Source organism: Microvirga sp. HBU67558 (assembly GCF_018069605.1).
GTDB lineage: Bacteria > Pseudomonadota > Alphaproteobacteria > Rhizobiales > Beijerinckiaceae > Microvirga > Microvirga terrae.
This window is the reverse complement of the sequence record NZ_JAGPUP010000517.1, coordinates 18,284-43,655: the sequence shown is the minus strand read 5'-3', so window position 1 is coordinate 43,655 and position 25,372 is coordinate 18,284. Positions and strand designations below refer to the sequence as shown.

Sequence of the window (25,372 nt, the reverse complement as noted above, 5' to 3'; positions counted from 1 at the left end):
GCCACTCGCGCCACCCTCGATCATCCTGAAGGCTCGCAGCGCAAGCTGCGGGCCTGCAGGTGCTGGCTCTTTGACAGCGCACAGATCAACTCACCGTCATCCGACCCTCCGCCCGTCATGGCCGGCCTTGTGCCGGCCATCCCGATTGGAAAAGCGCCGCACCTCAAGCAATCGGGATCACCGGCACAGGGCCGGTGATGACGCGGAGGATGCCCATCCCCTGCTGCGCCGCCCTATCCGGGGGCCTGATCCTGGGACGGCCGTAGGCCTTGAGGGCAAGCGGATCACCTCACACGCTCCTTGACGGACGAACGAGGCGTTCTTTAAATAGAACGCATTCTTATCCTTGAGGAACGTCCGACCATGACCGACCGCCTGCCAGGCTTCAACACGCTCGCCATCCATGCTGGGGCGGCTCCCGATGCTGCGACGGGCGCCCGTGCGACGCCGATCTATCAGACCACCTCTTTCGTCTTCGACGACGTGGACCACGCGGCATCGCTCTTCGGCCTGCAGGCGTTCGGCAACATCTATTCGCGGATCGGAAACCCGACCTGCTCCGTCCTCGAGGAGCGCGTGGCCGCCCTGGAAGGCGGAACGGCCGCCCTGGCGGTGGCCTCCGGCCATGCGGCCGAGTTCCTGACCTTCCACACCCTGCTCCAGCCCGGCGACGAGTTCATCGCGGCCCGCAAGCTCTATGGCGGCTCGATCAACCAGTTCAACCACGCCTACAAGAACTTCGGCTGGAACGTGGTCTGGGCCGATTCGGACGATCCGTCCTCCTTCGAGGCGGCCATCACGCCGAAAACCAAGGCGATCTTCGTCGAATCCATCGCCAATCCGGGCGGCGTGATCGTCGACCTGCAGGCGATCGCGGCCATCGCCAAGAAGCACCGCATCCCGTTCATCGTCGACAACACGATGGCGACCCCCTATCTGATCCGCCCCTTCGAGCACGGCGCGGACATCATCGTGCACTCGGCCACCAAGTTCCTCGGCGGCCACGGCAACTCGGTCGGCGGCCTCATCGTGGACGGCGGCTCGTTCAACTTCGCCGGCGATGACCGCTATCCCATGCTGTCAAAGCCGCGTCCGGAATATGCCGGCATGGTTCTGGGCGAGACCTTCGGCAATTTCGGCTTCGCCATCGCGTGCCGCGTGCTCGGCCTGCGCGACCTCGGCCCGGCGCTCTCGCCCTTCAACGCCTTCCTGATCCTCAACGGCATCGAGACCCTGCCGCTGCGCATGCAGCGCCACTCGGACAACACGCTCGCCGTCGCCGAGCATCTGGCGGGCCACGACAAGATCTCCTGGGTCAGCTATCCGGGCCTGCGCTCGGACCGCTATCACAACCTCGCCAAGCAGTACTGCCCCAAGGGCGCCGGCGCGGTCTTCACCTTCGGCCTCAAGGGCGGCTACGAGGCCGGCGTGAAGCTCGTGTCGAACCTCAAGCTGTTCTCCCACCTGGCCAATATCGGCGACACCCGCTCCCTGGTCATCCACCCGGCCTCGACCACGCATCGTCAGCTCACCGACGAGCAAAAGACCCAGGCCGGAGCGGGCCCGGAGGTGGTGCGCCTCTCCATCGGTCTCGAGGACACGCAGGACCTGATCGACGACCTGAACCAGGCGCTCGACGCAGCGTAAGCGATCCCTTGCGTTTCCGGTCCTCAGCCCACCGTCATCGGCCTCGTGCCGGTGGCGACCGGGAGGGGCGACCGAGAGCGATCGAACAAAAAAGGGCGGCCCGAGAGCCGCCCTTTCTGACGAGATGAAACTGTTTCCTACGCGGCCCGGGACGCACCGGCCTTCTTGTAGGTGTTGTGGATCGCGTTCAGCGAGCGCTCCAGGGCCGTCCAGAGGCGGCCGATTTCCTCCGCCCCTTGTGAATTCGCATCGTATTCCCGTGCGCCCTCGCCGGTCGCGAGCGAAAGCGTCAGCTCGGGACGGTGGGTGATCTGGCCGGCCCAGACCGGAACCTGGAGGGCGTTCAGGGCGCCGCGGGCGTCCGCCACCACGTGGGCCTCTGCGTCTCCGTGCTTGGCCGGAGCCGCGTTGATGACCGCCGCGTAGGGTTTGCGGTGCTCACGGGCGATGGCGACCGTGTCCTGGAGGGCCGCAATGTCGAACAGGCTCGCGCGGGTCGGAACGATCACCAGGGTGGCCTGCTTGATGGCCTCGGCCACGATGGCCGACTTGTTCGGCGGCGTGTCGACGAGAACCCACTCGTAGCCTTCCCGCTTGGCATCCCGGATGGCCTCGGCGATGTTGCGCACGTTGTGCTTCAGGCCCAGGTATTCCTGATTGCGGATCTTGTGCCAGAGCGACAGGGAGCCCTGCGGATCGTTGTCGATCAGCAACGTGGGGCGTGAAGGATTGGCGATATAACTCGCCAGGTGAGCAGCGAGCGTGCTCTTCCCCGAGCCGCCTTTCCGCGAAGCAAAGACCAGCACATTCATGCCTGACTCCTCATAAGCCTTTTCCGACAGCCCTGCCTTTAGGGGTTAAGCCTATCTTAATATTGTTCACCTGTAGCAGAGCAAGTACTGATTTCCTAATTCCCGCCGTATTCCCACTGCGATTTTCCGGATCGACGGCCCCGATTGCGTTCTACGGGCCGCTGAGTCGAGCGGGCGCGGGCCCTTCGGTGCCCCAAGGGCCTCGGAAATCTTCGTGCGACCAGGACACGGGCGTTCGCAATTCTCGGCCCATAGAGCGCCGGTGAAGCGGGCGAAGCCCAAGGCTCCCGGCCTCCCGCCGCCTGGGTCTCGCGACGGATCCCGGTCAAGCTTTGTGGCGGATCGACCTCCCTGAAGTCCGGCTTGGGATCCTCGTCTGCGGCAGGTTTTCGGTTGCGGAACCACCGCTCCGCTTGGCCGTTAAGCTCCAGACTTCACAAGTCTTAGGAGCTGACAAATGTCCAAGAAGATCTTGTTTGCAGGTGCCCTTCTCGTGGCTCTCGCGCCGGTTGGCGCCTTCGCTCAGTCTGGCGGCGCGGCTGCTGGTGCGACCACTGGTGCCGTCGGCGGCGCCATCGTGGGCGGCCCCGTGGGAGCCGTCGTCGGCGGCGTGACGGGCGCGATCGTCGGCGGTCTCGCCGACCAGCAGCAGCCGCAGTTCCGCCAGTACGTGGTGACCCAGGGCGTTCCGTCCTACCGCTACCAGGAAGAGGTTCGCGTCGGCGCGACCCTCCCGGCTTCCGGCGTGCAGTACTACGAGGTTCCGGCCGAATACGGCGTCAAGAACTATCGCTACACTGTCGTGAACGACACCCCGGTCCTGGTCGAGCCCGGCACCCGCCGCATCGTCCAGATCGTCCGCTAACGTCTGCGGAAGCTGAGTTCCAGGGCGGCCTGACGGCCGCCCTTCTCTTATGTCAGGCCTTGCTCACCCGGGCATGAACGACCGCCATCGCGAGGACCGCCATGGCGAAGACCTGATGGGCTAGCCCGGCCCAGAGCGGGACGGCCAGCAGCAGGGTGACGATGCCGAGAGCCATCTGGCCCAGCGCGAGGCCGGCCATGCCGGCTGCGCGACCGGCGGTGCTCGAAGCAGGGTCCTTCCGGCGAACGGACCATGCATGCCAGAAGGCGAAAGCCACGATGGCATAGGCCACGAGACGGTGGTTGAACTGGACCAGCAGGACATTGTCGACGAAGTTCTCGATCCAGGGCTTGACCACGAACAGCGCCGAGGCCGGCGGAACGAGAGCTCCGTCCATGAGCGGCCAGGTGTTGTAGGTCAGGCCGGCTTTGGAGCCTGCGACAAGGCCTCCGAGGGCGATCTGGAATAGGATCAGCCCGACCAGGATGCGGGGCGCATAGCCTGTCCGGACTTCCCGGCTCGCGGCCCCGGATCGGTTCTTCAACCCCGAGGCGACCCAGACGAGGCAGGCCAGGATGACGCTGGCGACCGTGAGATGCAGGGCGAGCTTGATGGGCGCGACCGCGGTCATGCCCGGCTCGAGGCCCGATGCGACCATGAGCCACCCGATGGCGCCCTGGAGGCCGCCCAAGGCTCCGATCCCCAGGAGCGTCAGGGCCAGCCTGCCCTGGATGATCCCTCTGACCCAGAACCAGACCAGGGGCAGGAAGAAGACAAGGCCGATGAGACGGCCGAGCTGCCGGTGCCCCCATTCCCAAGCATAGATGAACTTGAACTCCGACAGGCTCATGCCCTTGTTGACGAGCTCATATTGCGAAATCTGCCGGTATTTCTCGAACTCGACCACCCAGGCCTGTTCGGTCAGCGGCGGAATGGCTCCGGTGACGGGCCTCCACTCCGTGATCGAAAGACCGGAGCCGGTCAGACGCGTGGCGCCGCCGACCGCGACCATCAGGACGACCAGCGCCGCGAGGCAGTAGATCCAGGCGCGAACGGCGGACAGGGACCGGCTTCGAGGCACGCGCGCCAACGGCACGCCCTCGGTGGAGGCTGCGACAGCCATGCTCACTCTCATCGTCGATTAGGGCTTGAACCCGGAATATGGACGTCACATAGAGGCTGTGCCTCGACGAGGCAATTCATGCCGGTGACGCACCATCGCGATCCGGTGGTGACGATGTGAGGATTTCGCCATGGGCATTCGCTTGCGCAAGCTGATCGGCACAGTGGTGATGCTGGCCTTCATCATCTTCTACGCGCTGTTCGCGATGGCGGTCGCCGAGGGCCGGATCACGCAGGCCCCGAAGCTTCTTCAGACCGTCGCCTACATCGTGCTCGGCCTGATCTGGATCGTCCCGCTCATGCCGCTGGTCCGCTGGATGGCGAAGCCCGACAAGTCCTAGCGCAGCATCCTGCAGTCCGGACGAACGGCCTCAGGTCCGAGTTCGACCTTAGGCTCCGCCGATCCCCTCAATGATCGTGCCTGTGCCGCCGCAGATCGGACACGCCGTGGCGCCGATGCGGCCGCTGCCCTTACATTCAGGGCAGACATTCTCCCCTGCGCCCGGCGTTCCCGGCTCCGCCTGATCACCGGGATTGAGCTTCGTCTGATCGGATCCGGCTTGATCTTTCGGTGTGCTGGTCATGGCTAAGCTCGCATGAGATGTCATGCGATCAACGCGGCAGCCGAATCCGGGTTTCTGTCACGGGAAAAGAAAAGGCCCGCCGGAAGCGGGCCATCTCGAAAACCTCAGCGGCAGACCTGGCGGCTACGATGCTCCCAGCCCCAGCCGGGAACCCATTCCCGGTAACGCTCCGTGGAGCAGCGCTCCACATAGACCTCACGAACCGGGCGCTCGTAATAGGCCGGCGCGGCCTCCTCGACATAGACCGGCGGCGGCGGCGGGGGTGCGCGATAGACGACCGGGGGCTGAGGCTGCGCGATGGCCGACCCGACGGCAGCGCCAACAGCGAGCCCTCCCAGCGCTCCGAGGGCCACAGCGGCCCCGGGAGACAGGCGATCACGCGCTGCAGCCGGCTGGACGGCAGACAAGCCGGTGACGAGCGCCAGAGCCGCGGCAGTCCCGGAAACTAGACGAAAGACCTTCATGATCATCACCTACGAGCGGAGAAAGGCCGCATGCCTTCCTCTTCCTGCCATGAGATATACTGTTCAAAACCTCTCCGAAAGCTGAACAGAATGTGGCAAAGCTTGGGCTTGGGCCAAACTTGCCAGAATGGTGATCAAGCTTTTAAGGGCCACATTCCCGGTTCGAGATCCAAGCCGGCGCCGTTCATGCACTGGTGCTGCGCAGCGGCACCGACAGCAGGACCCGGACGAGATCCGCCTGCCTATTGGTATCGGTCTTTCGGAACAGGTTCTTGAGATGGAAAACCACCGTGGTCTGGGCGACTTCCAGCTCCTCGGCGATCTGATCGAGGCGCTTGCCATCGATCAGCATGAGAGCGACCCGGGTTTCCGATGGGGTGAGGCTATAGAGCCTCACGAGCGTGTCACCCGATACCTTTGCCCGCTGCTCGGTGTCGATCAGGAGCAGGACGACGGCCTCCGGCCTCTCCTCGGCGGAGAACCGTTGCCCCGGAATCAGGACGAGATAAGGCCGGCCGCCGGATATCCGCGGGAACGAGACGATCTCGTCGAGGGATTCCTCCTCGAAAGCCTTCTCGATGGACGAATGGAGCTTGCTGTTCTGCTTTGCCACCGAGCCCTTCAGGATCCCTTGGGAGACGCTCAGCCCATCGCCTTCGGCCAGGATTCGCTGCGCCTCCTTGTTCATCACGCGGACGGCGCCCGCTTCGTCGACGATCACGACGCCGACCAGAAATCGGTCGAACGCGAAGGTGGCCTTGTAGAGCGCGTCGACCGTGCGTCCCTTGGCGGATTTCAGAATTTCCTGCCAGGATTCTTCAGCCCGGTGGACGGCGCTCGTCTGAACCCGGACGACCTGGTCGAGGCGGGCCGCTATGGTCGCGAGCAGGATCTCGTAGTCGATCGGCTTGACGAGATAGTCGTCCGCTCCTGCCTGCTTGCCGCTGAGAACGTCATTGCGTTCCGCCAAGGCGGTCAGGAAGATGAACGGGATATCGGCCATCGTCCCCTGGTCGCGTAAGGCTTTGAGCACATCATAGCCGCCGAGGCCCGGCATCGTGATATCGCAGAGGACGAGATCGGGACGGTGCCGCTCGAGGAGGCTGAGCGCCTCGCTGCCGTTCGCGGCCTGGAACACGCGGTAATTGGCCGCCTCCAGCTCCTCGGCGATATCGCCTCGCAGGTCGTCTTCGTCTTCAACGCAAAGTATTGTTTTTTGATCGTTCATTGGAGCAGTCACTCATGCAGCCTGTTGCGTTTGATCGGCACTTGCTATGGGCAGGTCGAAGGTAAACAAGGATCCGGCCGCTTCATAGCTCTCAACCTGAATGTCGCCCCCATGCAAGTGCATGATCCGCTGGGCAAAATTCAACCCGATCCCGGTGCCGGCAATCCCAGACGCCGTCCGGGCCCGGTAGAAGCGATCGAAGATCTTCGGCAATTCGTCGGCCGGGATCCCGATTCCCCAGTCGCGAACCGAGCAGAAGGCGCGTGATCCTTCCATCCAGATTTTGATCTCGACGAGCGGCTTGTCGCCCGAATACTTGATTGCATTCGACAGGAGATTGACGACGACCTGCTCGATGAGCATGCCGTCGCAATAGACCCTGACCGGAACATCCGGAACGTCGAAGCGGATATCGGCCTGTGCACTGACCTCGCGCTGACGCTCGCAGATGTCCATGACGAGATCGACCAGATTGTAGGAGGCTGGATTGACCTCGATGGTTCCGGCGTCGAGCTTGGCCGCATTAAGGACGCTCTCGACGAGACGCGTCAGCCGGGTGCCGGCGTTTCGGATCTTCTGGACCCGGGTGACAAGCTCGTCCTGCGTCAGATCCGTTCCACGTCGCAGAATGCGCTGGGCGCTGGAGTCCAGGATGGCAAGCGGCGTCCGAAACTGGTGAGACACCATGGACACGAAGTTCCGGTACGCGTTCGTTGTCTCCCGCTCCCGGTCGAGGGCCGATTCAAGAGCCTTCGCAACCTGCTTGTATCCGGAGATGTCCGTCAGCCGCACGAAGATCGTCGCGCCATCGGCTTTTGTGAGCGAAAGGCGAGCCCATGTGTCCTTTTTCACCAGAAGATCCAGCTCGATCTCCGCGAAGGGGGACTGCGCATTGACAAGGCGGGCGTCCGCGCCCTCGCACATGGCGAAGCACTGCAGGAAGTCCGAGAGGCTCATCTCGTCCTGGCACCACAGGGACACGGGAGCGGCAGCCCAGATCTGTTCGTTGGCGAAAAGGAGCTTTCCCGTCCAGTCGAAGGCCGCGAAGCCCTCCGATGCGGACTTGATGGCCGCGATCAGGCGGCGTTCAGCCTGCCGGAGGGCGGCCGTCCGCTGAAGCACTTTGATCTCAAGGTCGAAGTTCTGGCGCTCCGCCTGCTTGCGGGCCAGCCATTGCTCCGTCACATCACGCATGAACGCGATACCGAGCTTGCGTTCGGCCATAGAGACAGGAAAGCAGTTGATTTCCAGGCATCGTTCCTGCCCGTCCGACGAGACTGCCTCGTGCTCGAAGACCGAGCTCATTCCTTCCGTGGCCCGCAAGAGCGAGCCGATCACGTCCTCCTGGGCGAAGATCGGATCAAGCTCCCGCATGTGCTGTCCGACCGCCTGGTCGGGCTTGATGCTCAACAAGTCTTCCATGCCGGGATTCCAGAGCAGGCATCGAAGCTGGGCATCGAACATGACGATGCCCTGATCGCTGATGTTGTTGATGACCAGATCGGAGAGCTCCTGCTCCTGCTTGAGCAGCTGCCTGGCCTGGGTTGTCTCCTTCACACCCCTGAACAGGCGAGCGATCAGGAAGGCCGTACTGATGGCGATGCCGATGATGTAGGCGAAGCTCTCCAGGACGTAGCGCAGATACAGCGAGTGCTTCTCCGCCGTCTCCTCATGACTGAGCAGCATGACCTTGTTGGCGATGCCCCGCAGCTCCGAGGCAAGATCGTGCGCCCGCTTCCCAAGGCTCATGGCGGTATGCGGATCGATAGCGCTCGCGGGGAGCGGCTCGGCGTCGGTCAACTGCCGATGGGCCTCCCTGAGGCTCTCAAGAGCCCCGACCCTGGCGATCAACCTGCTCTGGTCGCCCTCCACAAGGACCGACAACCGGCTGATCAAGCTGGCAAGGCGGAAGGCGGGTGTCTGCTCGGGGGTGGCAAACGATTCCCCCATGGCGGCTCGGGCCAGGGTCTCCGCGATGACCGATGCTTCGAACTGCGTCTGAGAGATCTCCCACAGGTTGCTGTAGAGATCTCCATTCGGCGAATCCTGCTCCACGTGCAGCAACCGCCAGACGGTGAATGTGAGTGAGATGGCGAGAACTGCGATCGCCGCGAGAGTGACCAGGGAAGCCTTGTAGCTTCTAAGTTTGAGTTTCATGGCGGCACGATCGGCAGCCCTTCGAGCCGCCGGCCCCGGCAGAAGTCGCGCGTCTCCTCGCGAGATGGACACTCATGGGTCCTTGAAGGACCCTCCGTGGAGGCCCGCTGAGAGTTGCCTTCGAAAGCCTGGGTTTTCGCGTCGTCTGGCATGAGAAAGGTTCGCTCAGGTGCCTCCGCCGCGGACTTGCCGGATCCGATCTGTCCGGTCTCGCCCAAATCCATCTGCCTGCCCCGTCCTTCGGCGGAAGGCAAAGGGACGCGAGGGCGGAACTGCATTCCGCTTCGCAGACGAGCCATCACAGGCAGAAGGAATATGAGGTGCAGCATAAGTCCACAACCCCGGATAGATATAATAAAACATGCGCATCATTGGCGATTTATTGGAAAAAATCCAGTGCCGCGCTTGAGAAAGACACGTCTTCTTTCCGTGAGGCCTTTTCTCAAGGAATAAGCATATTCATATGAATTTACATCTATGTCTCCATGATATTCGAATTCCGTCAATGTTGCATTCCGGGAGTACACGATTGTCGCGATTTCCGCCGAATGCCCGATTATACTTCGTCGGCAACTTTCCTGCCTCATCTCACGATTCATCGAAAACTACATATACTCCTGTAGCAATCAGCTTGCGAACATCAGCAGGAACGGGATTGTGCGAGCTTGGCAGGTAGCGCTATATTTGCGCCCGACTGTCAGCAGGTCCTCTGCCGGCGTTTTTCGCACATGTGGAGAAACACGATGCGCAAACCCATCCTGGCCCTCGTTGGCGCTGCAATGCTGGTGTCGGCCTTGCCCGCGAGCGCCAGCCCTCTTCCGAACCGAACCCTGCCCCAGGTCGATCGGTCGTACCCGAATGAGAGCTACGCCCAGTATTACCGTCGCGGCTACCGCCCCTATTACTACCGTGACCGGTACTATTATCGGCGCGACAACGGCGCGGCAGTTGCCGCTGGTGTTGCGGGACTCGCAGCTGGCGCGCTGATCGCCGGCGCCATCGCCAACCAGGCCCAGGCGCAGCCTGCTGCCCCTCCGCCTCCAGGCACGGTGGATCCGCAGCTCGCCGCCTATTGCGCCCGCAAGTACCGTTCCTACGATCCAGCGACCGGGACGTTTCTGGCGACGAACGGGATGCGCTACGTCTGCACCTATTAGCGGTCTTGGCGGCTCCGCCATATCACGGCCCTGCCGCACCCCTGCGGCAGGGCTTTTTCGTGCGCATCTTGTCCGAGATAGGCCGCTGAGCCTTTACCCGGCCGCCTCGCGCCTTAGAACAAGGCGGAATCGACCGTAGGGGAAGACCGCCAACGCGGCGGCACAACATGTTACCGGCCCCTGCATTCCCGCCAGACGAAAGGCTTAAGGTTCTCTCAATGGCTCAAGACACTGACAGCGTCGGCACCGTCGTTCCTCCCAATGAGGCCGCCATTCTGACCTCGGGCAATATGACGGATCTCGAGCTGGTCCTTCCTGATCTGGGCGACGAGGATCTGCCGGAGGTGGCGATCTTTCTCGTGGCCTGCGCCATGCGTTTCCACAGCGATCCCGACTTCGTTCAGGAGCAGCTGGAATGGCTCGTCAAAGCGCACGACCAGGAGGTCGACGAGGGCCTAAGGCCCGATCAGCTGAACTCCGCCAACGACGACTGACTAGGCCCGGGGCTGAGGGCGGCGCTAGTCGATGAACTCGACCGGGGTTCCCTTCTCGACCATCTTCGACAATTCCTCCACGTCCCAGTTCGTCAACCTCACGCAGCCCTGAGAATGGGACTTGCCCACCTTCTCCGGGTCGGGCGTCCCATGGATCCCGAAGGATTCGACGGAGAGGTCGATCCAGGTGCTCCCCACAGGGTTGTTCGGACCGGGTTTGATCTCGAACTTCTCCTTCGCCTTTACGCCCTTGAAGGCATAATCGGGGTTGTAGGTGTAGTTCGGGTTCGGCGCCACGGCACGCACCTTGTGCGAACCGCTGGGTGCAGGCTTCTCCTCACTGCCGATCGAGGCCGGGTAAACCGCGACCAGAGCGCCGTCCTTGGTCAGGACACGCAGGACATGTTCCTTCTTGATGATCTCGATCTTTCCGGCCTTTTCGGGTTTCTCAGGTCCGGACTTTGCCTCGACATTGGCCACAGTGATGGACGTGCCAGCCTTATCGAAGGATTTTCCCGGGTTCATGGCCTTGAGCAGATCCGCATCCATGTGAAACCTTTCGGCCAGAAGCTCCTCCGGACTGGAGTAGCCGAGCCGGTCGAGACGGGCCTGATCTTCCAGCTTGTCGGGGATGGTCACGAAGGGTCCTTTCACATCCTCGTCCCGGATCGTGTACTCGGTCACGACCGGGTCCGATGAGGCTTCCTTCAGTTTGGCCCAGACCTCCTCGTCGATGGTTCCGTCCGGTTTGAGGCCGCGCTCCTTTTCGAAAGCCTTGATGGCATTCTGGAGGTTGTCTCCGTTGTGTCCATCAATCACCCCCGGAGAGAAGCGAGCCCGATCGAGCAGGACCTGCGCCTTGACCAAAACCGGATCGACCTCCCTGCCCCTGCCCTCCTTCGGGGTCCATTCAGCCTTGTTGACGGCTTCGAGGTTCAGGTTCTGATCGGCAGCCAGAACGGATGTCGTAAGTCCCAGGATTCCAACAGCCACACACGCAACGATCTTCATGACAAGCTCCACTGGCACTACCGTGGACAGACAAAGCCCTGGCTGCGCCCGTGTTCCAGTCGTCCTATTGGCAAATCCGATAGTCGCCCTTGCGCTGGCGCAGATCGAGGTGGAGGTGGTCGCCATGGTCCGCATCCGAGCCCGGACCAAGCACCGTATTGAAGATCGGGCAGGCGGCCTTTCGGACATTCTCCTGGAATGTCGCTTCCGAGGAACCTTCCATTTGACTGCCGATCGTCAGGGCGGGCCGCTTGGCGAACTCAAACCCCATGACATCGAGGCCGTTGCCGAAGCCGTGCTCGCTCAGCTTTTGCCCGTTGCGCTGGTCTCGGCATTGGTAGGAGGTGCCGATGAGAAGCTTCGTCGGCGGGCTCTGGAACCGACGTTCGGCTTCGGGCGCGACCACCTCGCTCATCCAGCGTGAGATGCTCTCGGCCACCGGGCAGTTCATCAGCGAGGCCGGAACGACCGTGATGCCGCCCGGAAGCGCCGAGACAAGAACCGGGTCATCGATCGCACAGGTGTTTTCCTTGACGGGCGGTCGCTTCTCAAACCGCAGGCCAAGCTGCGTCAGACGCTGGACGCAACCGTCGTCCGAGACGCCGTCGAGATCGGCCTTCTGAAGCGGTGTCTCGTTCCGCGGCACCTTTTCGGCGCGCTGTTCGGGCTCCGCCGCAGCCGGTCCGGCCGGCCTTGGCGGCGGCAACGGCTCGGCCGACTGCGCCGGGCGAGGCGGCGGCAGCGGCGGCGCCAGATCCTGAGCCGCAGCGGCCGAGGCAAGCACCGTTAGCCCGATGACGCTTGCAAGCCGTCCCATCATGCGGCCTCGAAGACCCATGCCGTCTCCTATTCTCAAGCTCGTTCTCAGTATAACCCTCATGCGCCGAGGTTCAGTTCCATCTCAGTCTTCTGGGCGCCTTGCACTCGTGCGCCGAAACTCCAAAATCGTTCATAAGAGGAGAGCCGGCATGAGCACATTTCCGGTGATGGGGATCGGTTTGGACAGGAGCTTGTCCCTGGTGTCGGCTATGGCCGAGTCGCATGACAGCCCCTGCACCAAACGCGTTGCGGAACTGGTGGAGCGTATCGCCAAGCTTCGAGCCGAGCTTCAGGAGGCCGAGGCGGCCCTCGAGTTGGAGAAGACCCGCATGCCCGTGCCGGGCGATTTCGTCCGCTGCCCTCTCACGCGCTTCTTCGGTCGGGTCACCAAAGTCACGCCGCGGGGCAATGGCAGACCCTGGATCGAGATCGTGCCCTATCTCGGACCGAACCTTCCCGGCCATTCCTCGATGGACCTGTTCGACAGCTGGGAACTCATCGATCCGCCGTTGGAGGGCGCTGAGGGATCCACGAAGCTTCCGACCATCGCACCCTTCATGCCCGTGAGCACGGATCTCGTCGAGTTGCGCTCCAGCGAGGATGAGATGGAAGCCTCGCTGCGACGGCTCTGGTCACCCTCCGGCGGCATCTCGTCCTAGGCCAGGCCTCCTGACTCCTTCTGCAACATTTCCGGGCATGTTGCGTTGGCCCTGCGGTTTCGTCGCTTGTCGATTGCAGCAGCCTGCGAAGCCTCGAACGCGTGGCACCCGGGAAGCGCGAGCCTAAGCTTTCCCCTCACCTGCCATCGCATCAACAGCGCTCGAACGATGGGAAGGACGGCAATGGCAGAGGATGGGCAGAGTGTACGCCTTCAGGTCGCGAACGCCCGGCCGGACGACTCGGGCCGTGGCATCGCACGCATGAGCCGACAGGCCCTGAGCGAAATCGGCATCCAGGAAGGCCAAGCTATCGAGATCATCGGCAAGCGCCATACGACGGCCATCGCCGTGACGCCTTACCCTGAGGACGAGGGCCTCAACATCGTTCGTCTCGACGGTCTTCAGCGGGTCAATGCCGGTGTTGGCAGCGGAGATCACGTGGAAGTGAAGCGCGCCGAGGTTCGCCCGGCAACCCGCGTCGTTCTCGCTCCGGCCCAGAAGGGGCTGCGGCTGCAGGGCTCGGGCGACGCCCTGAAGCGCACCTTCTACCAGCGTCCTCTGACCGCCGGCGACGTGATCTCCACGTCGGTGTATTCGCAGCGCTCGGCAGATTCCCGGATGCCCGAGGAGATGCGCGGTCTTCTCAACATTCCGGCTTATGGTCTTCAGGAAATCCGCCTCGTCGTGGTCTCGACCCAGCCACGCGGTATCGTGCATGTGACGGCCGAGACCGAGATCGAGCTGCGCCCGCAATTCGAGGAACCGCGCGAAGCACGTCGGGCCGATGTAACCTACGATGATATCGGCGGCCTCGGCAGCACGGTCGATCAGGTGCGTGAGATGGTGGAGCTGCCCCTCCGCCATCCCGAGCTCTTCCAGCGGCTCGGGATCGATCCGCCGAAAGGGGTTCTGCTCTACGGCCCCCCTGGCACGGGCAAAACCCGACTGGCCCGCGCCGTGGCCAACGAGACGGAGGCACAGTTCTTCCACATCGCCGGGCCCGAGATCATGGGGCGCCACTACGGCGAATCCGAACAGCGCCTGCGGCAGGTATTCCAGGAGGCGCAGCAGAACGCACCAGCGATCATCTTCATCGACGAGATCGACAGTATCGCGCCCAAGCGCGAGGAGGTGACGGGTGAGGTCGAGCGACGCATCGTGGCCCAGCTGCTCACGCTGATGGACGGCCTGGAGCCGCGCCAGAACATCGTGGTGATCGGCGCCACGAACCGCCGCGAAGCCATAGACGAGGCCCTCCGCCGTCCCGGCCGCTTCGACCGGGAGATCGTCATCGGCGTTCCGGACGAGCCGGGCCGCCGGGAGATCCTCGGGATCCACACGCGCGGCATGCCCCTGGCCCCTGACGTCAATCTCGACGAGGTCGCCCGCACCACCTACGGCTTCGTCGGCGCCGATCTCGCAGCCCTCTCCCGCGAGGCGGCCATGGATTCCCTGCGACGCATCCTACCCGGCATCAATCTCCGGGACGGCATCCCGTCGAATGTGCTGGAGAGCCTGCAGGTGACCCGGCAGGATTTCATGAACGCCATGAAACGGGTCCAGCCGTCCGCCCTGCGCGAGATCATGATCCAAGTGCCCAACGTGACGTGGGACGACATCGGCGGCGTCGAGGAGGCACGCACCCGTCTGCGGGAGGGCGTGGAACTGCCTCTCAAGAGCCCGGAATCCTTCCGGCGCCTGGGTATTCGCCCGGCCAAAGGGTTCCTGCTGTTCGGACCTCCCGGCACCGGCAAGACGCTCCTGGCGAAAGCGGTCGCCCGCGAGGCTCAGGCGAATTTCGTGGCGACGAAATCGTCCGACCTCCTGTCGAAATGGTACGGCGAGTCCGAGCAGCAGGTCTCCCGCTTGTTCGCTCGCGCCCGGCAGGTCGCCCCGACGGTGATCTTCATCGACGAGATTGATTCGCTTGCCCCCGTGCGCGGCGGCGGCCTCGGCGAGCCTGCGGTGACGGAACGGGTCGTCAACACAATCCTGGCCGAGATGGATGGCCTCGAGGAACTGCAGGGTGTCGTCGTCATGGCGGCGACGAACAGACCCAACCTCATCGACCCTGCCCTGCTCCGGCCGGGACGCTTCGACGAGTTGATCTACGTGCCCGTTCCCGACGCGCAGGGCCGCCGGCACATCCTCGGCATCCACACCAAGGACATGCCTCTCGGACCGGACGTGGATCTCGATCTGATCGCGGAGCGGACCGCTCGGTTCACCGGTGCGGATCTTGAGGATCTCACCCGCCGGGCCGGTCTCCTTGCCCTCAGGGAATCGCTGCAGGCCGAGCATGTGACCATGGCGCATTTCGAGCAGGCTCTTCGCGAAACCCGTCCCTCCGTCACGCCCGAGATGGAGCGGGAATACGAGGACATGGTCCGAACCCTGAAACAGGAGGGACCGCAGCGGCAATCCATCGGCTTCCTCCCCCTCCGGCAGGCAGCCGAATAGGGCGCGATCTCACCCCACAGGCAAAGCCCCGCGACCCGGTGCGTGCCGCGGGGCTTTCCCGTGCCTCGTTCCAACAAAAAAGCGCGGGCCGGACGACCCGCGCTCTTTGTATGGGAGAGACCCGCTTACTGACCGCAGGCGATCGGAATACGCGTATCACGGGTGTTCGGATCGAGGACCGTGCGGCACGGCACGCCGTTGATGTAGCGGATCTCGTGCGGGGCGGCATAGGGATCGGCTGCGCCGACAGGCGCGGGAGCACCCATCATGGGACCGACGGGAGCAGGAACGATGCTTCCGGTCGAGACGACGTCGCCGGGCATGGGCGCTACGACGCCGCTGACCTGACCGGCACAGGCAACCGGGATGCGGGTGTCGCGCGTGTTGGGATCGAGAATGGTCCGGCAGGGAACGCCGTTGATCCAGCGGATCTCATGAGGTGCCGCATCCGGAAACAGAGAACCGGGCGTTCCGGAAATCGCCGGCGACGACTGCGCCAAAGCGGCACCCATGCCGCCAAGTACCATGAATCCAGCGCCGGCGAAGATCGCAAGCTTCTTCATCAATGCCTCCTGTGCTTTCGTTGAACATGGCGATCGCCACATATGACAGAGGCTAAACGCCGTCGGCACGGATCGTTTCCCAACGTAATTTCTTCACACAGAGTTGTGATTGTCGCGCCGGTAAAAGCAAAGCTTATGATTTTCACGACATCGAATGTGCAGATCTCTCGAACTCGTAGTCGCTCTACTCGCGGACAATCCAGCCGTCTGTCGACGTAGACTACAATTGTTCCAAACTTCCAATTGAATGTTCATCACTTTCGCGGGCTGACGGTCTTGTGGCAGACGCCAGTGCGTGTCACGTCTCCTCGCGCGCCGGCTCCGTTCTGGTGGCGAGCCAGAGCCCGGCGACGACGCCCGCGAGGCCGATCAGCACACCGGCCGTGAAGGGCTCCTCTAGAAATGATACGCCGAGCAGAGCCGCCGTAACCGGACTCAACGAGAGGAACACCGTGACCCGGGTCGGTGTGGAGTGCTTTAGGGCCCAGAGCCAGAGAACATAACCGATCCCACTCGACAGGCCGATGAACAAGACTGCCAGCCAGCCTGCTCGATTGAGCGGCGGCAGGTCCGTGAAGAGCCCCTCAAGGCCCGCGGGAACGGCCAGGAACAGGACCGAAGCAAGCATGGCCCAAGTGCCGACCGGCAGGGTTGGGTAGCGGGCAAGATAAGGTCGGTAGAGCACCGAACATACGGCACCGCAGAGTGCGGCAGCCAGCACGAGAAGGGCTCCCAGCCATTCGCCTGTTGCGCTCCGCGTCATCAGCCGCTCGCCCAGAGCCGCCGCCACACCGACGATCGTCAGGGCGACTCCCACAACCTTCATCCGGCTCAGCGGCTCGCGCCCGAGACTTGCCGCGATGAACATCGTCATGAGCGGAAAGGTCGAGAAGAGGAGCGCCGCGCGGGTGGAAGAGATGAACTGGAGGCCGAGATTCAGAAGGACGATGAGAAGGCCGAACTGCACGACCCCGAGGGCCATGATGGCCATGAGGTCTCGTGGGACAAACCGCACCCGTGCACTCATCCAGAAGGGTGGCGCAAGGCAGAGAACCGCAATGGCATAGCGCAGGAAGGCCAGCGATGCCGGACCGATGTCATGCACCACGAAGCGCGTGGCCACCAGGGCGGCGCCCACCTGGACGCCCGTCGCCGCTGCAGCCGTCAGGGCGAGCCCGTCCCGACCCCTCACAGATCGAGATCCCAGGTCTGCCCGACCAGATCCTTTCCGAAGGAGTGATGCGGCTCTTCCTTCACCAGGCGAAAGCCCTTCGCCTGGTAGATGCGGCGAGCCGCCACGAGCACGTCGTTGGTCCAGAGCGTCAAGGTCCTGTAGCCCCGGTCCCTGGCGAAGGCGATGCATTCTTCCGTCAGCCGGCGCCCGAGACCGAGACCTCTGGCGGACGGCTCCACATAAAGAAGCCGGAGCTTGGCGACCTCGTCCGAAGACCGCACCAGGAAGACGCTCCCGATGATCTCGCCTCCCCGTTCCGCGATCCAGCAGCGCTCCCATTGCGGGTCAAAGTTCCTGACGAAGCCGGCGGCGATCTCCGCCACCAGGGCCTCGAACGTCTGGTCCCAACCATATTCCTGAGCATACAAAATCCCCTGCCGGTGGGCGATCCAGCCGATGTCGCCGGGCTGGTGGGAACGCAGGACGTATGGCCGATCGGGCCGGGGGCCATCGCCGACCAGATGCTCGACGGTGGTCATCGCCTGCGTGAGCCGCTCCCGCTCGCCCACCGATAGGCCCGACAGCATCGTGGCGACCTGAGCCGCCGAGGCTAGGTTCAGGGGCGTGAAAGCCGCAAAGCCTTTGTCGGTGAGCGACAGGAGGAACTGACGTCCGTCATCTTTCGACGGATTACGCTGCGTCAACCCTTGGGCTCCGAACCTTTTCAGGAGGCGGCTGAGATACCCGGCGTCGAGACCGAGCTCCCGGCCCAAATCCGCCGCTGTCACGGGACCGCGATGGGCAAGCTCGTAAAGCACCCGCGCTTCGGTCAGAGAAAACGCACTCTCGAGCAATCCCTCGTTTAGAAGGCCGATATGGCGTGTGTAGAACCGGTTGAAGCTCCGGACCCGCTCGATTTGCTCGTCGGTTGGCAGTTTCGGAATGTGCGACATGGCTGGCTCCCTGGCGCACAGAGTCAGGCACATCGTTGACTGAGTCAACTAGTTTGCGGATGGAGCGGCAGTACCCGTCAGGCCGCCGCGTCCACGGCTAGACGTCCCTCATGAATGGCGTGGCAGGCCACGCCACCCAGGAGCGGCGGAATCTCGGCCCGGCAACGATCATTGGCGAAGGGACAGCGCGGGTTGAAGGTGCAGCCCGAGGGCGGATTGATCGGGTTGGGGATTTCGCCGCGCACGGGAATGCGTTGGCGGCCCGTCATGCCCACATCCGGAACCGCGTCGAGGAGCATGCGGGTGTAAGGGTGCTTCGGGTGTGCGAAGAGTTCGCGCCCGTTGGAGATCTCGACGATGCGGCCGAGATACATCACGCCGATGCGGCTCGCCATGTGGCGCACCACGGCGAGGTTGTGGCTGATGAACAGATAGGTCAGCCCTAGCCGATCCTGCAGGTCGCGCATGAGATTCAGGATCTGCGCCTGCACCGAGACGTCGAGCGCGGAGGTCGGCTCGTCGCAGACGATGAACTCCGCATTGGATGCGAGCGCACGGGCGATGGCGATGCGCTGGCGCTGTCCGCCCGAGAACTCGTGCGGGTACTTCCCGCCGTCCGCCGGATGGAGACCGACAAGGGAGAGAAGCTCGCCGACCCGATTGGCGATGTCTCGCCCGGTCTCGATCAACCGGAAAGCCCTGATCGGCTCGGCCACGATGCGGTCGACCTGCCAGCGCGGATTGAGGCTGGCATAGGGATCCTGGAAGATCATCTGGATGCGCCGCCGCAGGCGCTGGCGCTCGGCGGACGCAGCCGCCGCCGTCATCGAGACGCCGTCGATCGCCACCGTCCCGCTCGTCGGCGGCAGAAGTCCCACGACCATCCGGGCCACCGTCGACTTGCCCGAACCCGATTCTCCGACGAGGGCGAAGGTCTCGCCCTTCGCGATGTCGAAGGAAACGCCGTCGACCGCTTTGAGGTACTGCTTCTCGCCCCCCTCGAGCACCCGGTTGAGCCAGGGCTTTGAGACGTCGAACAAGCGGCGCAGATCTTTGACGTCGACGTAAGGGTTCTCGGTCACGCGACGGCCTCCGACCGGACGGAAGATTGATCGTAGAGATGGCAGGCCACGCGATGCTCGCTGTGCTGAATGGGCTCCGGCCGCTCGACCCGGCAGCGGTCGAACACGAACGGGCAGCGCGGATTGAACGCACAGCCAGGAGGAATGGCCGATAGCCGCGGCATGGAGCCTGGGATTTGAACGAGGCGCTCCGCGTCGGTCTCGAGGGATGGGATCGCGCCCATCAGGCCCTTGGCGTAGGGGTGAAGCGGGTTCTGCACCACCTCGCGCACCGGTCCGATCTCCGCGATGCGGCCCGCATACATGACGGCGACCCGATCGGCCGTTTCGGCGATCACGCCCATGTCGTGAGTGACCAGCATGATGGCCGTGCCATGCTCGCGTCCGAGGCGCTTCAAAAGCGCGATGATCTGCGCCTGAACGGACACGTCGAGAGCGGTTGTCGGCTCGTCCGCGATGATGAGCTCGGGCTCGGCGCACAGGGCGAGGGCGATCACCACGCGCTGTCGCATGCCGCCCGAGAACTCGTGCGGATAGCTGTCGATCCGACGGTCGGGCGCCGGAATACCGACTTCAGCCAGGAGATCGATGGCACGCTTCCTGGCCGCCGAGGCGGACAGGTTCGTATGCGTACGGATGGTCTCGATCAGTTGCTCGCTGACCCGGTACAGCGGATTGAGGCTTGTCAGCGGATCCTGGAAGATCATGCCGATGCGCTTGCCGCGCACCCGGCGCATCTCCTCCGGCGGCAGATTGTCGATGCGCATCCCGGAGAGAAGGATTTCGCCGCCGGCAATCCGTCCCGGGGGATCGATGAGGCCGACGACGGCGGAGCCCGTCACCGACTTGCCGGCGCCGGATTCACCGACGACGCCGAGAACCTCGCCCTTGCCGATGTCGAACGAGATGCCGTCGATGGCCTTCAGAATGCCGCGCCGGGTGACGAACTCGACCCGCAGGTCACGGACGGAGAGGACGGGTTGGGCCATGGATGCTCCCTCTCTCATCGCAGCTTGGGATTGAGCGCATCGCGCAGCCAATCACCCAGAAGGTTGATGGCGAGGACGAGGAGCGCGAGTGAGATGCCGGGGAACGCAATGATCCACCACTCGCCGGAGAACAGGTAGTTGTTTCCGATGCGGATCAGTGTGCCGAGCGACGGCATGGTTTCCGGCATGCCGGTGCCGAGGAAGGACAGGGTGGCCTCCGTGATGATGGCGAGCGCCAGGTTGATGGTGGCGATCACGAGCACCGGGCCAAGCACGTTGGGCAGGACATGCCGGAACATGATGACCGGCGCAGGCAGACCGATGAGCCGGGCGGCGGCGATGTAGTCCTTGTTCTTCTCGACCATCACGGAGCCGCGCACCGTGCGGGCATATTGCACCCAGAAGCTCAAGCCGATGGAGAAGACCAGCACGGAGAGCGTCGTGATGCCGTCGAGCTGGCCTCCGAGGACCGACTTCACCACGCCGTCGACGAGGAGCGCGATCAGGATCGCCGGGAAGGTCAGCTGCACGTCGGCGATGCGCATAATGACCGCATCGGTCGTGCCGCCCACATAGCCGGCGATGAGACCGAGAGCGATCCCGAGCGTGGCCGAGAAGGCAACCCCGAGAAAGCCGACCGCGAGCGAAATCCGCAGGCCGTAGAGGATGGCCGAGAAGATGTCGCGGCCCTGCTCGTCCGTGCCGAGCAGGAATGGCGCCTGCCCTTCCGCATCCCAGAGCGGCGGCAATCGGCTGTTCAGCAGGTCGAGCTGTGCCGGGTCGAAGGGATCCTGCGGTGCGACGAGCCCGGCAAGCAGGGCTGCCACAACAAAAAGGAGTGTGAGGCAAGCCGCCGCCATCGTCAGCTTCGAGCGCTTGAAGCTCGCCCAGACGTCACTGTCGAAGAAGCGGCCGGCCCAGGTTGTGGGCTGGGAGTGAGGCGCGGGCGCGGCCTGTATTGCGTCTGCCATGTCTGCCTCCTCAGGCCGGCTGCCGGATCGTCGTCCTCAGGCGAGGATCGACGATGGTGTAGAGGATGTCGACGGCGAGGTTGATCGCCACGAAGATGAGCGCCACCAGCATGAGATAGGCTGCCATGATCGGGATATCGACGTTCTGCACGGCCTGGACGAACAGGAGACCCATGCCCGGCCACTGGAACACGGTCTCGGTGATGATCGCGAAGGCGATCACCGAGCCGAACTGCAGCCCGACGATGGTGATGACCGGCACGAGCGTATTCTTGAGTGCATGCCCGAAATGGATGGCCCGGGTGGTGAGCCCCCTCGCCCTGGCGAACTTGATGTAGTCGGTGCGCAGCACCTCCAGCATCTCGGCCCGGACGATGCGCATGATCAGGGTCATCTGGAACAGACCGAGCGTAATGGAGGGCATGATGAGCGCCTTGAGGCCCGACACGGTGAGGAGGCCGGTCGTCCACCAGCCGAGACGCACGGTGTCGCCACGGCCATAGGACGGCAGCCAGCCGAGCGTGACGGAGAAAAGGTAAATCAGCAGAATGCCGATCAGGAAGGTCGGAAGCGAGATGCCGACGAGCGATACGGTCTGGAACACCTTGGCCAGGAAGCTGTCCCGCTTCAACCCCGAATAGACGCCCATGAGCACGCCGAAACCTGTGGCGAAGACGGTCGCACAGAATGCGAGTTCGAGCGTCGCCGGCATGCGCTCGGCCAGGAGATCCGATACGGGCTGGCGGAACTGATAGGACACGCCGAAATTGCCCTGCGCCGCGCTGGTCAGGTAACGCAGGAACTGCACGGGCACCGGATCGTCGAGTCCAAGGGAGCGGCGAACCTGCTCCCGCTCGGCGGCGGGCGTATCCAGGGAGACGATCTGGTTCACCGGATCGCCGGCAAAGCGGAACATCGCGAACGAAATGATCCCGACGGCCAGAAGAACGCCGATGGCCTGGAGGGCGCGCCGGATGATGAAAGCGAACATGCACAATCTCTTGATCGCTGCGTCCCGGATAAACCTTCTGCCCGAGACCCTCGAAAGAAATATCCCGGACGGCGATCGGCCGTCCGGGACAAGCGATCAGATGCCGACTATTCCTTCTTCTGCGCCCAGTAGAGCAGCACCTGGTTGTCAGCCCGCTGAGGCAGCGTCACCTTGTTCGAAACGCCCCAGGCGAGGGCCTGCTGGTGCAGCGGGATATAGCCATATTCGTCGAAGGTGATCTGGAATGCCTGCTTGATCAGCTGGTCGCGCTTCTCCTTGTTGCTCTCGACCAGGATCTTGTCGGTCAGCTCGTCATGCTGCTTGTTGCAGAAATTGCCGAGATTCGACTCGCCGCGCGATGACTGGGGGTCGTTCCTGCAGCCTTCGATGTCGAACAGGACGTTATGGCTGTCGAAGGTGCCAGGGGTCCAGCCGAGCAGGTAGAACGAGGTGTTGTAGTTGCCCGACTTCAGCACCTTGCCGAAGTACTGCGCCTTCGGTTGCGCCATCAGGTTCACCTTGACGCCGGCACGGGCCAGCATGCTGACCACGGCCTGGCAAATCGCCTCGTCGTTCACATAGCGGTCGTTCGGGCAGTCCATCCCGACCTCGAAGCCGTTCGGGTATCCGGCATCGGCGAGAAGCTTCTTGGCGCCTTCGAGGTCATACTTCGGACGAACGAAGTCGGCCGAGGACGTGAACAGCTGCGGGGCAATCATCAGCGCCGATGGGGTGGACATTCCGCGCATGACCCGGGACTTGATCGTCTCGATGTCGATGGCCTTGTAGAAAGCCTCGCGCACCCGCTTGTCCTTGAACGGGTTCTTGCCCTTCACGTTCGAGAACAGGAGCTCGTCGCGGGTCTGATCGAAACCCAGGAAGATCGTCCGAAGCTCCGGACCGGCCAGCACCTTGGCGTTGGCCGTGCCGTTGACGCGCTGGACGTCCTGCAGCGGAACCGGCTCGATCACGTCCACTTCGCCCGAGAGCAGCGCGGCGACGCGCGTGGCGTCGGATGCAATCGGCGTAAAGACGATCTCGTCGATGTTGTGCTCGACCTTGCCCCACCAATCCTTGTTGACCTTGAAGACGGTCTTCACGCCGGGCTGGTGGCTTTCGATCTTGAACGGCCCGGTGCCGTTGGCGTTCAGGGACGCGAAGCTCGGCGTCGTCGCGGCGGCCGGCGTGGGCGCAACGCTGTTGTTCGCCTCCGACCACTCCTTGTCCATGATGTACCAGGTATCCCACTGGGCATTCATGATCGGGTTCGGGGATTTGAGCTTCACGTCGACCGTGTACTCGTCAACCTTCACCCATTCCGAGCCGCTGGGAACCCGGGTCTGGAAGTTCGAGCCCTGCGCGCGGACCCGGTTGGCGGAGAAGATCACGTCGTCGGCATTGAAGGAATTGCCATTGTGAAACTTCACGTTCTTGCGCAGGAAGAGCCGCCAGGTCAGACCGTCCTCGCTGATCTCCCAGCGCTCCGCCAATGCCGGCTCGATCGCAAGGTCCTTGCCGCGCTTCGTCAGACCTTCATAGACGTGGCCGTGATGCGCGATGGTGGTGGTCTCGTTCAGGGTATACGGGTCGAGCGACTTCAGGTCGCCCTGGTTGGCATAGCGCAAAGTCACGGCCATGGCCGGAAAAGCTACGCCGGCCATGAAGGTCGCCGCGGCCGCGACGAGAAACTTCGAACGGATCCTCATTGTCTGTCCTTCTCCTCTGTAGGCCCGCGTCTTTGCGCGGTGTTCTACTTGTCGGAAGCTCGACATTTCTGGTCGCACCTTCCGCTAGGGAATGAACTTAGGCAGGAAAGTGGCTGGTGGTCTAGCCCCGACTTGGACCGTCCTGCTCAGCATTTAGGCACAGAGATCCCCGATCAGGCGGCGCAGGATCGCCTCCCCGGCCTGGAATTCACTGACCTCGATATACTCGTCCGGCTGGTGGGCCTGGGCGATGTCGCCGGGGCCGCAGACCACTGTCGACCAGCCGACCCGCTGGAACAGCCCCGCCTCCGTGCCGTAGGACACGACATGTGTGCCGTTGTCGCCGGTCAGCCGGCGCATCAGACGCTCCGCCGCACCATCGGCCTCCGGCCGGAGGCCCGGCACCTCGGCGACGAGTTCGACAGCCACTCCCGTCTCAGGGGCGACGGCCTTCATGCGAGGCTCGATCCGGTCGCGGATATAGGCCTCGTAGCGGGCCAGATAATCCATCGGGCTCTCCGTCGGGATTGCCCGGATGTCGCTGAAGAACCAGGCCGAGGACGACACCACATTGGCGGCGTTGCCGCCGACCATCATGCCGCAATGCAGCGTGGTGTAGGGCGGCTCGAACGGATTGTCCGGATCGACCCTCCGGCGGTTCTCCTCCATCACGTCCTCGTGCCATGCGATCAGGCGAGCGGCGTTCATGACCGCGCTGACACCCTGGTCGATGCGGCTCGAATGTACGGCATAACCCGTGACGTGGGTTCGCAGCTGCACGGACGCCTTATGTCCCGTTACCACCGCATGGCGCGTCGGCTCGCCGACAATCACTGCGGACGGCGCCGGGATGGACCCTGCCATCGCGTGCACCATCGAGGGCGCACCGCGGCAGGCAATCTCCTCGTCGTAGGACAACGCGATGTGGATGGGGCGCTTGAGAGGCGCGTGCACCATGTCGGGCACGAGCGCCAAAACGAGCGCATCGAAGCCTTTCATGTCGGTTGCGCCACGACCGTAAAGACGACCGTTCTTCTCCGTGAGCGTCCAGGGATCCGTGGACCAGTTCTGGCCCTCGACCGGCACGACATCCGTATGGCCCGACAGGACGATCCCGCCTTCCACCCGGGGGCCGATTGTGGCGTAGAGGTTGGCCTTGTCACCCTCCGGGCTCATGACGAGATGACTCTCGACCCCGTGGCTGTTCAGCCAGTCCCGGCAGAAGTGAATGATGTCGAGATTGCTGCTGGTGGAAACGCTCGGAAAGGCAATCAGACGCGCGAGCATCTCGCGGGGTGACATAGGCATCGTATAGGGCTCCGTGGGTTGAACGTGAGCATCCGATCCGAGCGAGCCAACGGTCAAGCCGGTTTTTATTAGCGGGAATTTCGATTGATGCCCGTTGACGAAGCGAAGACGTCGCTCGCATGATCGCGGCGCGCATGATGCCCTCACGGGCTGTCC

25 protein-coding genes are annotated in these 25,372 nt (G+C 63.4%); 8 read left to right on the top strand and 17 right to left on the bottom strand.

Annotated elements, in window-relative coordinates:
• On the top strand, window positions 1-198 hold a 198-nt coding region (locus KBI52_RS14960; protein ID WP_210808428.1), incomplete at its 5' end, for a hypothetical protein.
• Window positions 199-363: 165 nt separating this feature from the next.
• Entirely contained in the window at window positions 364-1,647 is a 1,284-nt protein-coding gene (locus KBI52_RS14955; RefSeq protein ID WP_173946519.1) for an O-acetylhomoserine aminocarboxypropyltransferase, read from the top strand.
• A gap of 137 nt (window positions 1,648-1,784) precedes the next feature.
• Here KBI52_RS14955 and KBI52_RS14950 read toward each other — a convergent pair whose 3' ends face one another.
• Window positions 1,785-2,459 (bottom strand): ParA family protein, encoded by a 675-nt coding sequence (locus KBI52_RS14950; RefSeq protein ID WP_210808426.1) that lies wholly within the window; start codon window positions 2,457-2,459, stop codon window positions 1,785-1,787.
• Window positions 2,460-2,916: 457 nt separating this feature from the next.
• Here KBI52_RS14950 and KBI52_RS14945 point away from each other — a divergent pair, with 457 nt between their 5' ends.
• On the top strand, window positions 2,917-3,324 hold the full coding sequence (locus KBI52_RS14945; protein ID WP_173946517.1) for a DUF1236 domain-containing protein: 408 nt from the start codon (window positions 2,917-2,919) through the stop codon (window positions 3,322-3,324).
• A 52-nt stretch (window positions 3,325-3,376) separates the two neighbouring features.
• On the opposite strand, the gene KBI52_RS14940 is transcribed toward KBI52_RS14945, so the two are convergent.
• Window positions 3,377-4,447: a COX15/CtaA family protein gene (locus tag KBI52_RS14940; protein ID WP_210808424.1), complete on the bottom strand. Its 1,071-nt coding sequence runs from the start codon at window positions 4,445-4,447 to the stop codon at window positions 3,377-3,379.
• A 130-nt stretch (window positions 4,448-4,577) separates the two neighbouring features.
• Between KBI52_RS14940 and KBI52_RS14935 the strand changes: the two genes are divergently transcribed.
• Window positions 4,578-4,787, top strand: coding sequence for a DUF2842 domain-containing protein (locus KBI52_RS14935; protein WP_173946515.1), 210 nt, complete (start codon window positions 4,578-4,580; stop codon window positions 4,785-4,787).
• A gap of 48 nt (window positions 4,788-4,835) precedes the next feature.
• Here KBI52_RS14935 and KBI52_RS14930 read toward each other — a convergent pair whose 3' ends face one another.
• The 4 genes from KBI52_RS14930 to KBI52_RS14915 form a co-directional block, all read right to left on the bottom strand.
• A complete protein-coding gene (locus tag KBI52_RS14930) occupies window positions 4,836-5,030 on the bottom strand; it encodes a hypothetical protein (protein ID WP_173946514.1) in 195 nt (64 codons plus the stop codon).
• Window positions 5,031-5,134: 104 nt separating this feature from the next.
• Complete coding sequence (locus KBI52_RS14925) at window positions 5,135-5,494, bottom strand: hypothetical protein (RefSeq protein ID WP_247654401.1); 360 nt, start codon at window positions 5,492-5,494, stop codon at window positions 5,135-5,137.
• A gap of 184 nt (window positions 5,495-5,678) precedes the next feature.
• On the bottom strand, window positions 5,679-6,722 hold the full coding sequence (locus tag KBI52_RS14920) for a response regulator (RefSeq protein ID WP_210808422.1): 1,044 nt from the start codon (window positions 6,720-6,722) through the stop codon (window positions 5,679-5,681).
• Window positions 6,723-6,734: 12 nt separating this feature from the next.
• Window positions 6,735-8,879: an ATP-binding protein gene (locus KBI52_RS14915; RefSeq protein WP_210808420.1), complete on the bottom strand. Its 2,145-nt coding sequence runs from the start codon at window positions 8,877-8,879 to the stop codon at window positions 6,735-6,737.
• Window positions 8,880-9,622: 743 nt separating this feature from the next.
• Here KBI52_RS14915 and KBI52_RS14910 point away from each other — a divergent pair.
• Together KBI52_RS14910 and KBI52_RS14905 are read left to right on the top strand one after the other, a co-directional pair.
• Window positions 9,623-10,036, top strand: a complete 414-nt coding sequence (locus KBI52_RS14910; RefSeq protein WP_173946510.1) for a BA14K family protein — start codon at window positions 9,623-9,625, stop codon at window positions 10,034-10,036.
• A gap of 218 nt (window positions 10,037-10,254) precedes the next feature.
• Complete coding sequence (locus KBI52_RS14905) at window positions 10,255-10,530, top strand: hypothetical protein (RefSeq protein ID WP_173946509.1); 276 nt, start codon at window positions 10,255-10,257, stop codon at window positions 10,528-10,530.
• Between the two features lie 24 nt (window positions 10,531-10,554).
• Here the strand turns inward: KBI52_RS14905 and KBI52_RS14900 are convergent, their stop codons facing one another.
• The gene (locus tag KBI52_RS14900; RefSeq protein ID WP_173946508.1) at window positions 10,555-11,541 is read right to left on the bottom strand and encodes a L,D-transpeptidase; all 987 of its coding nucleotides are present in this window, start codon (window positions 11,539-11,541) and stop codon (window positions 10,555-10,557) included.
• A gap of 64 nt (window positions 11,542-11,605) precedes the next feature.
• Window positions 11,606-12,379: an extensin family protein gene (locus KBI52_RS14895; protein WP_210808418.1), complete on the bottom strand. Its 774-nt coding sequence runs from the start codon at window positions 12,377-12,379 to the stop codon at window positions 11,606-11,608.
• Window positions 12,380-12,509: 130 nt separating this feature from the next.
• Here KBI52_RS14895 and KBI52_RS14890 point away from each other — a divergent pair, with 130 nt between their 5' ends.
• Together KBI52_RS14890 and KBI52_RS14885 are read left to right on the top strand one after the other, a co-directional pair.
• Window positions 12,510-13,019, top strand: coding sequence for a hypothetical protein (locus KBI52_RS14890; RefSeq protein ID WP_210808416.1), 510 nt, complete (start codon window positions 12,510-12,512; stop codon window positions 13,017-13,019).
• Between the two features lie 183 nt (window positions 13,020-13,202).
• Window positions 13,203-15,479 (top strand): CDC48 family AAA ATPase, encoded by a 2,277-nt coding sequence (locus tag KBI52_RS14885; RefSeq protein WP_210808414.1) that lies wholly within the window; start codon window positions 13,203-13,205, stop codon window positions 15,477-15,479.
• A 125-nt stretch (window positions 15,480-15,604) separates the two neighbouring features.
• Here the strand turns inward: KBI52_RS14885 and KBI52_RS14880 are convergent, their stop codons facing one another.
• The 9 genes from KBI52_RS14880 to argE form a co-directional block, all read right to left on the bottom strand.
• A complete protein-coding gene (locus KBI52_RS14880; RefSeq protein WP_210808412.1) occupies window positions 15,605-16,042 on the bottom strand; it encodes a hypothetical protein in 438 nt (145 codons plus the stop codon).
• 298 nt (window positions 16,043-16,340) lie between these two features.
• The gene (locus KBI52_RS14875; protein WP_262265643.1) at window positions 16,341-17,234 is read right to left on the bottom strand and encodes a DMT family transporter; all 894 of its coding nucleotides are present in this window, start codon (window positions 17,232-17,234) and stop codon (window positions 16,341-16,343) included.
• Window positions 17,231-18,169, bottom strand: a complete 939-nt coding sequence (locus KBI52_RS14870) for a bifunctional helix-turn-helix transcriptional regulator/GNAT family N-acetyltransferase (RefSeq protein WP_210808410.1) — start codon at window positions 18,167-18,169, stop codon at window positions 17,231-17,233. The genes KBI52_RS14875 and KBI52_RS14870 overlap by 4 nt, the downstream gene beginning before the upstream one ends.
• Window positions 18,170-18,246: 77 nt before the next feature.
• Window positions 18,247-19,209 carry an ABC transporter ATP-binding protein gene (locus KBI52_RS14865; protein ID WP_210808430.1) on the bottom strand — a complete coding sequence of 321 codons (963 nt, stop codon included), beginning with the start codon at window positions 19,207-19,209 and terminating at the stop codon, window positions 18,247-18,249.
• Window positions 19,210-19,247: 38 nt separating this feature from the next.
• Window positions 19,248-20,240, bottom strand: a complete 993-nt coding sequence (locus KBI52_RS14860) for an ABC transporter ATP-binding protein (protein ID WP_173946501.1) — start codon at window positions 20,238-20,240, stop codon at window positions 19,248-19,250.
• Window positions 20,241-20,254: 14 nt separating this feature from the next.
• Window positions 20,255-21,211, bottom strand: coding sequence for an ABC transporter permease (locus KBI52_RS14855; protein WP_173946500.1), 957 nt, complete (start codon window positions 21,209-21,211; stop codon window positions 20,255-20,257).
• Window positions 21,212-21,221: 10 nt separating this feature from the next.
• Window positions 21,222-22,202, bottom strand: coding sequence for an ABC transporter permease (locus tag KBI52_RS14850; RefSeq protein WP_173946499.1), 981 nt, complete (start codon window positions 22,200-22,202; stop codon window positions 21,222-21,224).
• 107 nt (window positions 22,203-22,309) lie between these two features.
• A complete protein-coding gene (locus KBI52_RS14845) occupies window positions 22,310-23,863 on the bottom strand; it encodes an ABC transporter substrate-binding protein (RefSeq protein ID WP_173946521.1) in 1,554 nt (517 codons plus the stop codon).
• Window positions 23,864-24,061: 198 nt separating this feature from the next.
• Entirely contained in the window at window positions 24,062-25,216 is a 1,155-nt protein-coding gene (gene argE, locus KBI52_RS14840) for an acetylornithine deacetylase (RefSeq protein ID WP_210808408.1), read from the bottom strand.
• Window positions 25,217-25,372: the final 156 nt, after the last annotated feature.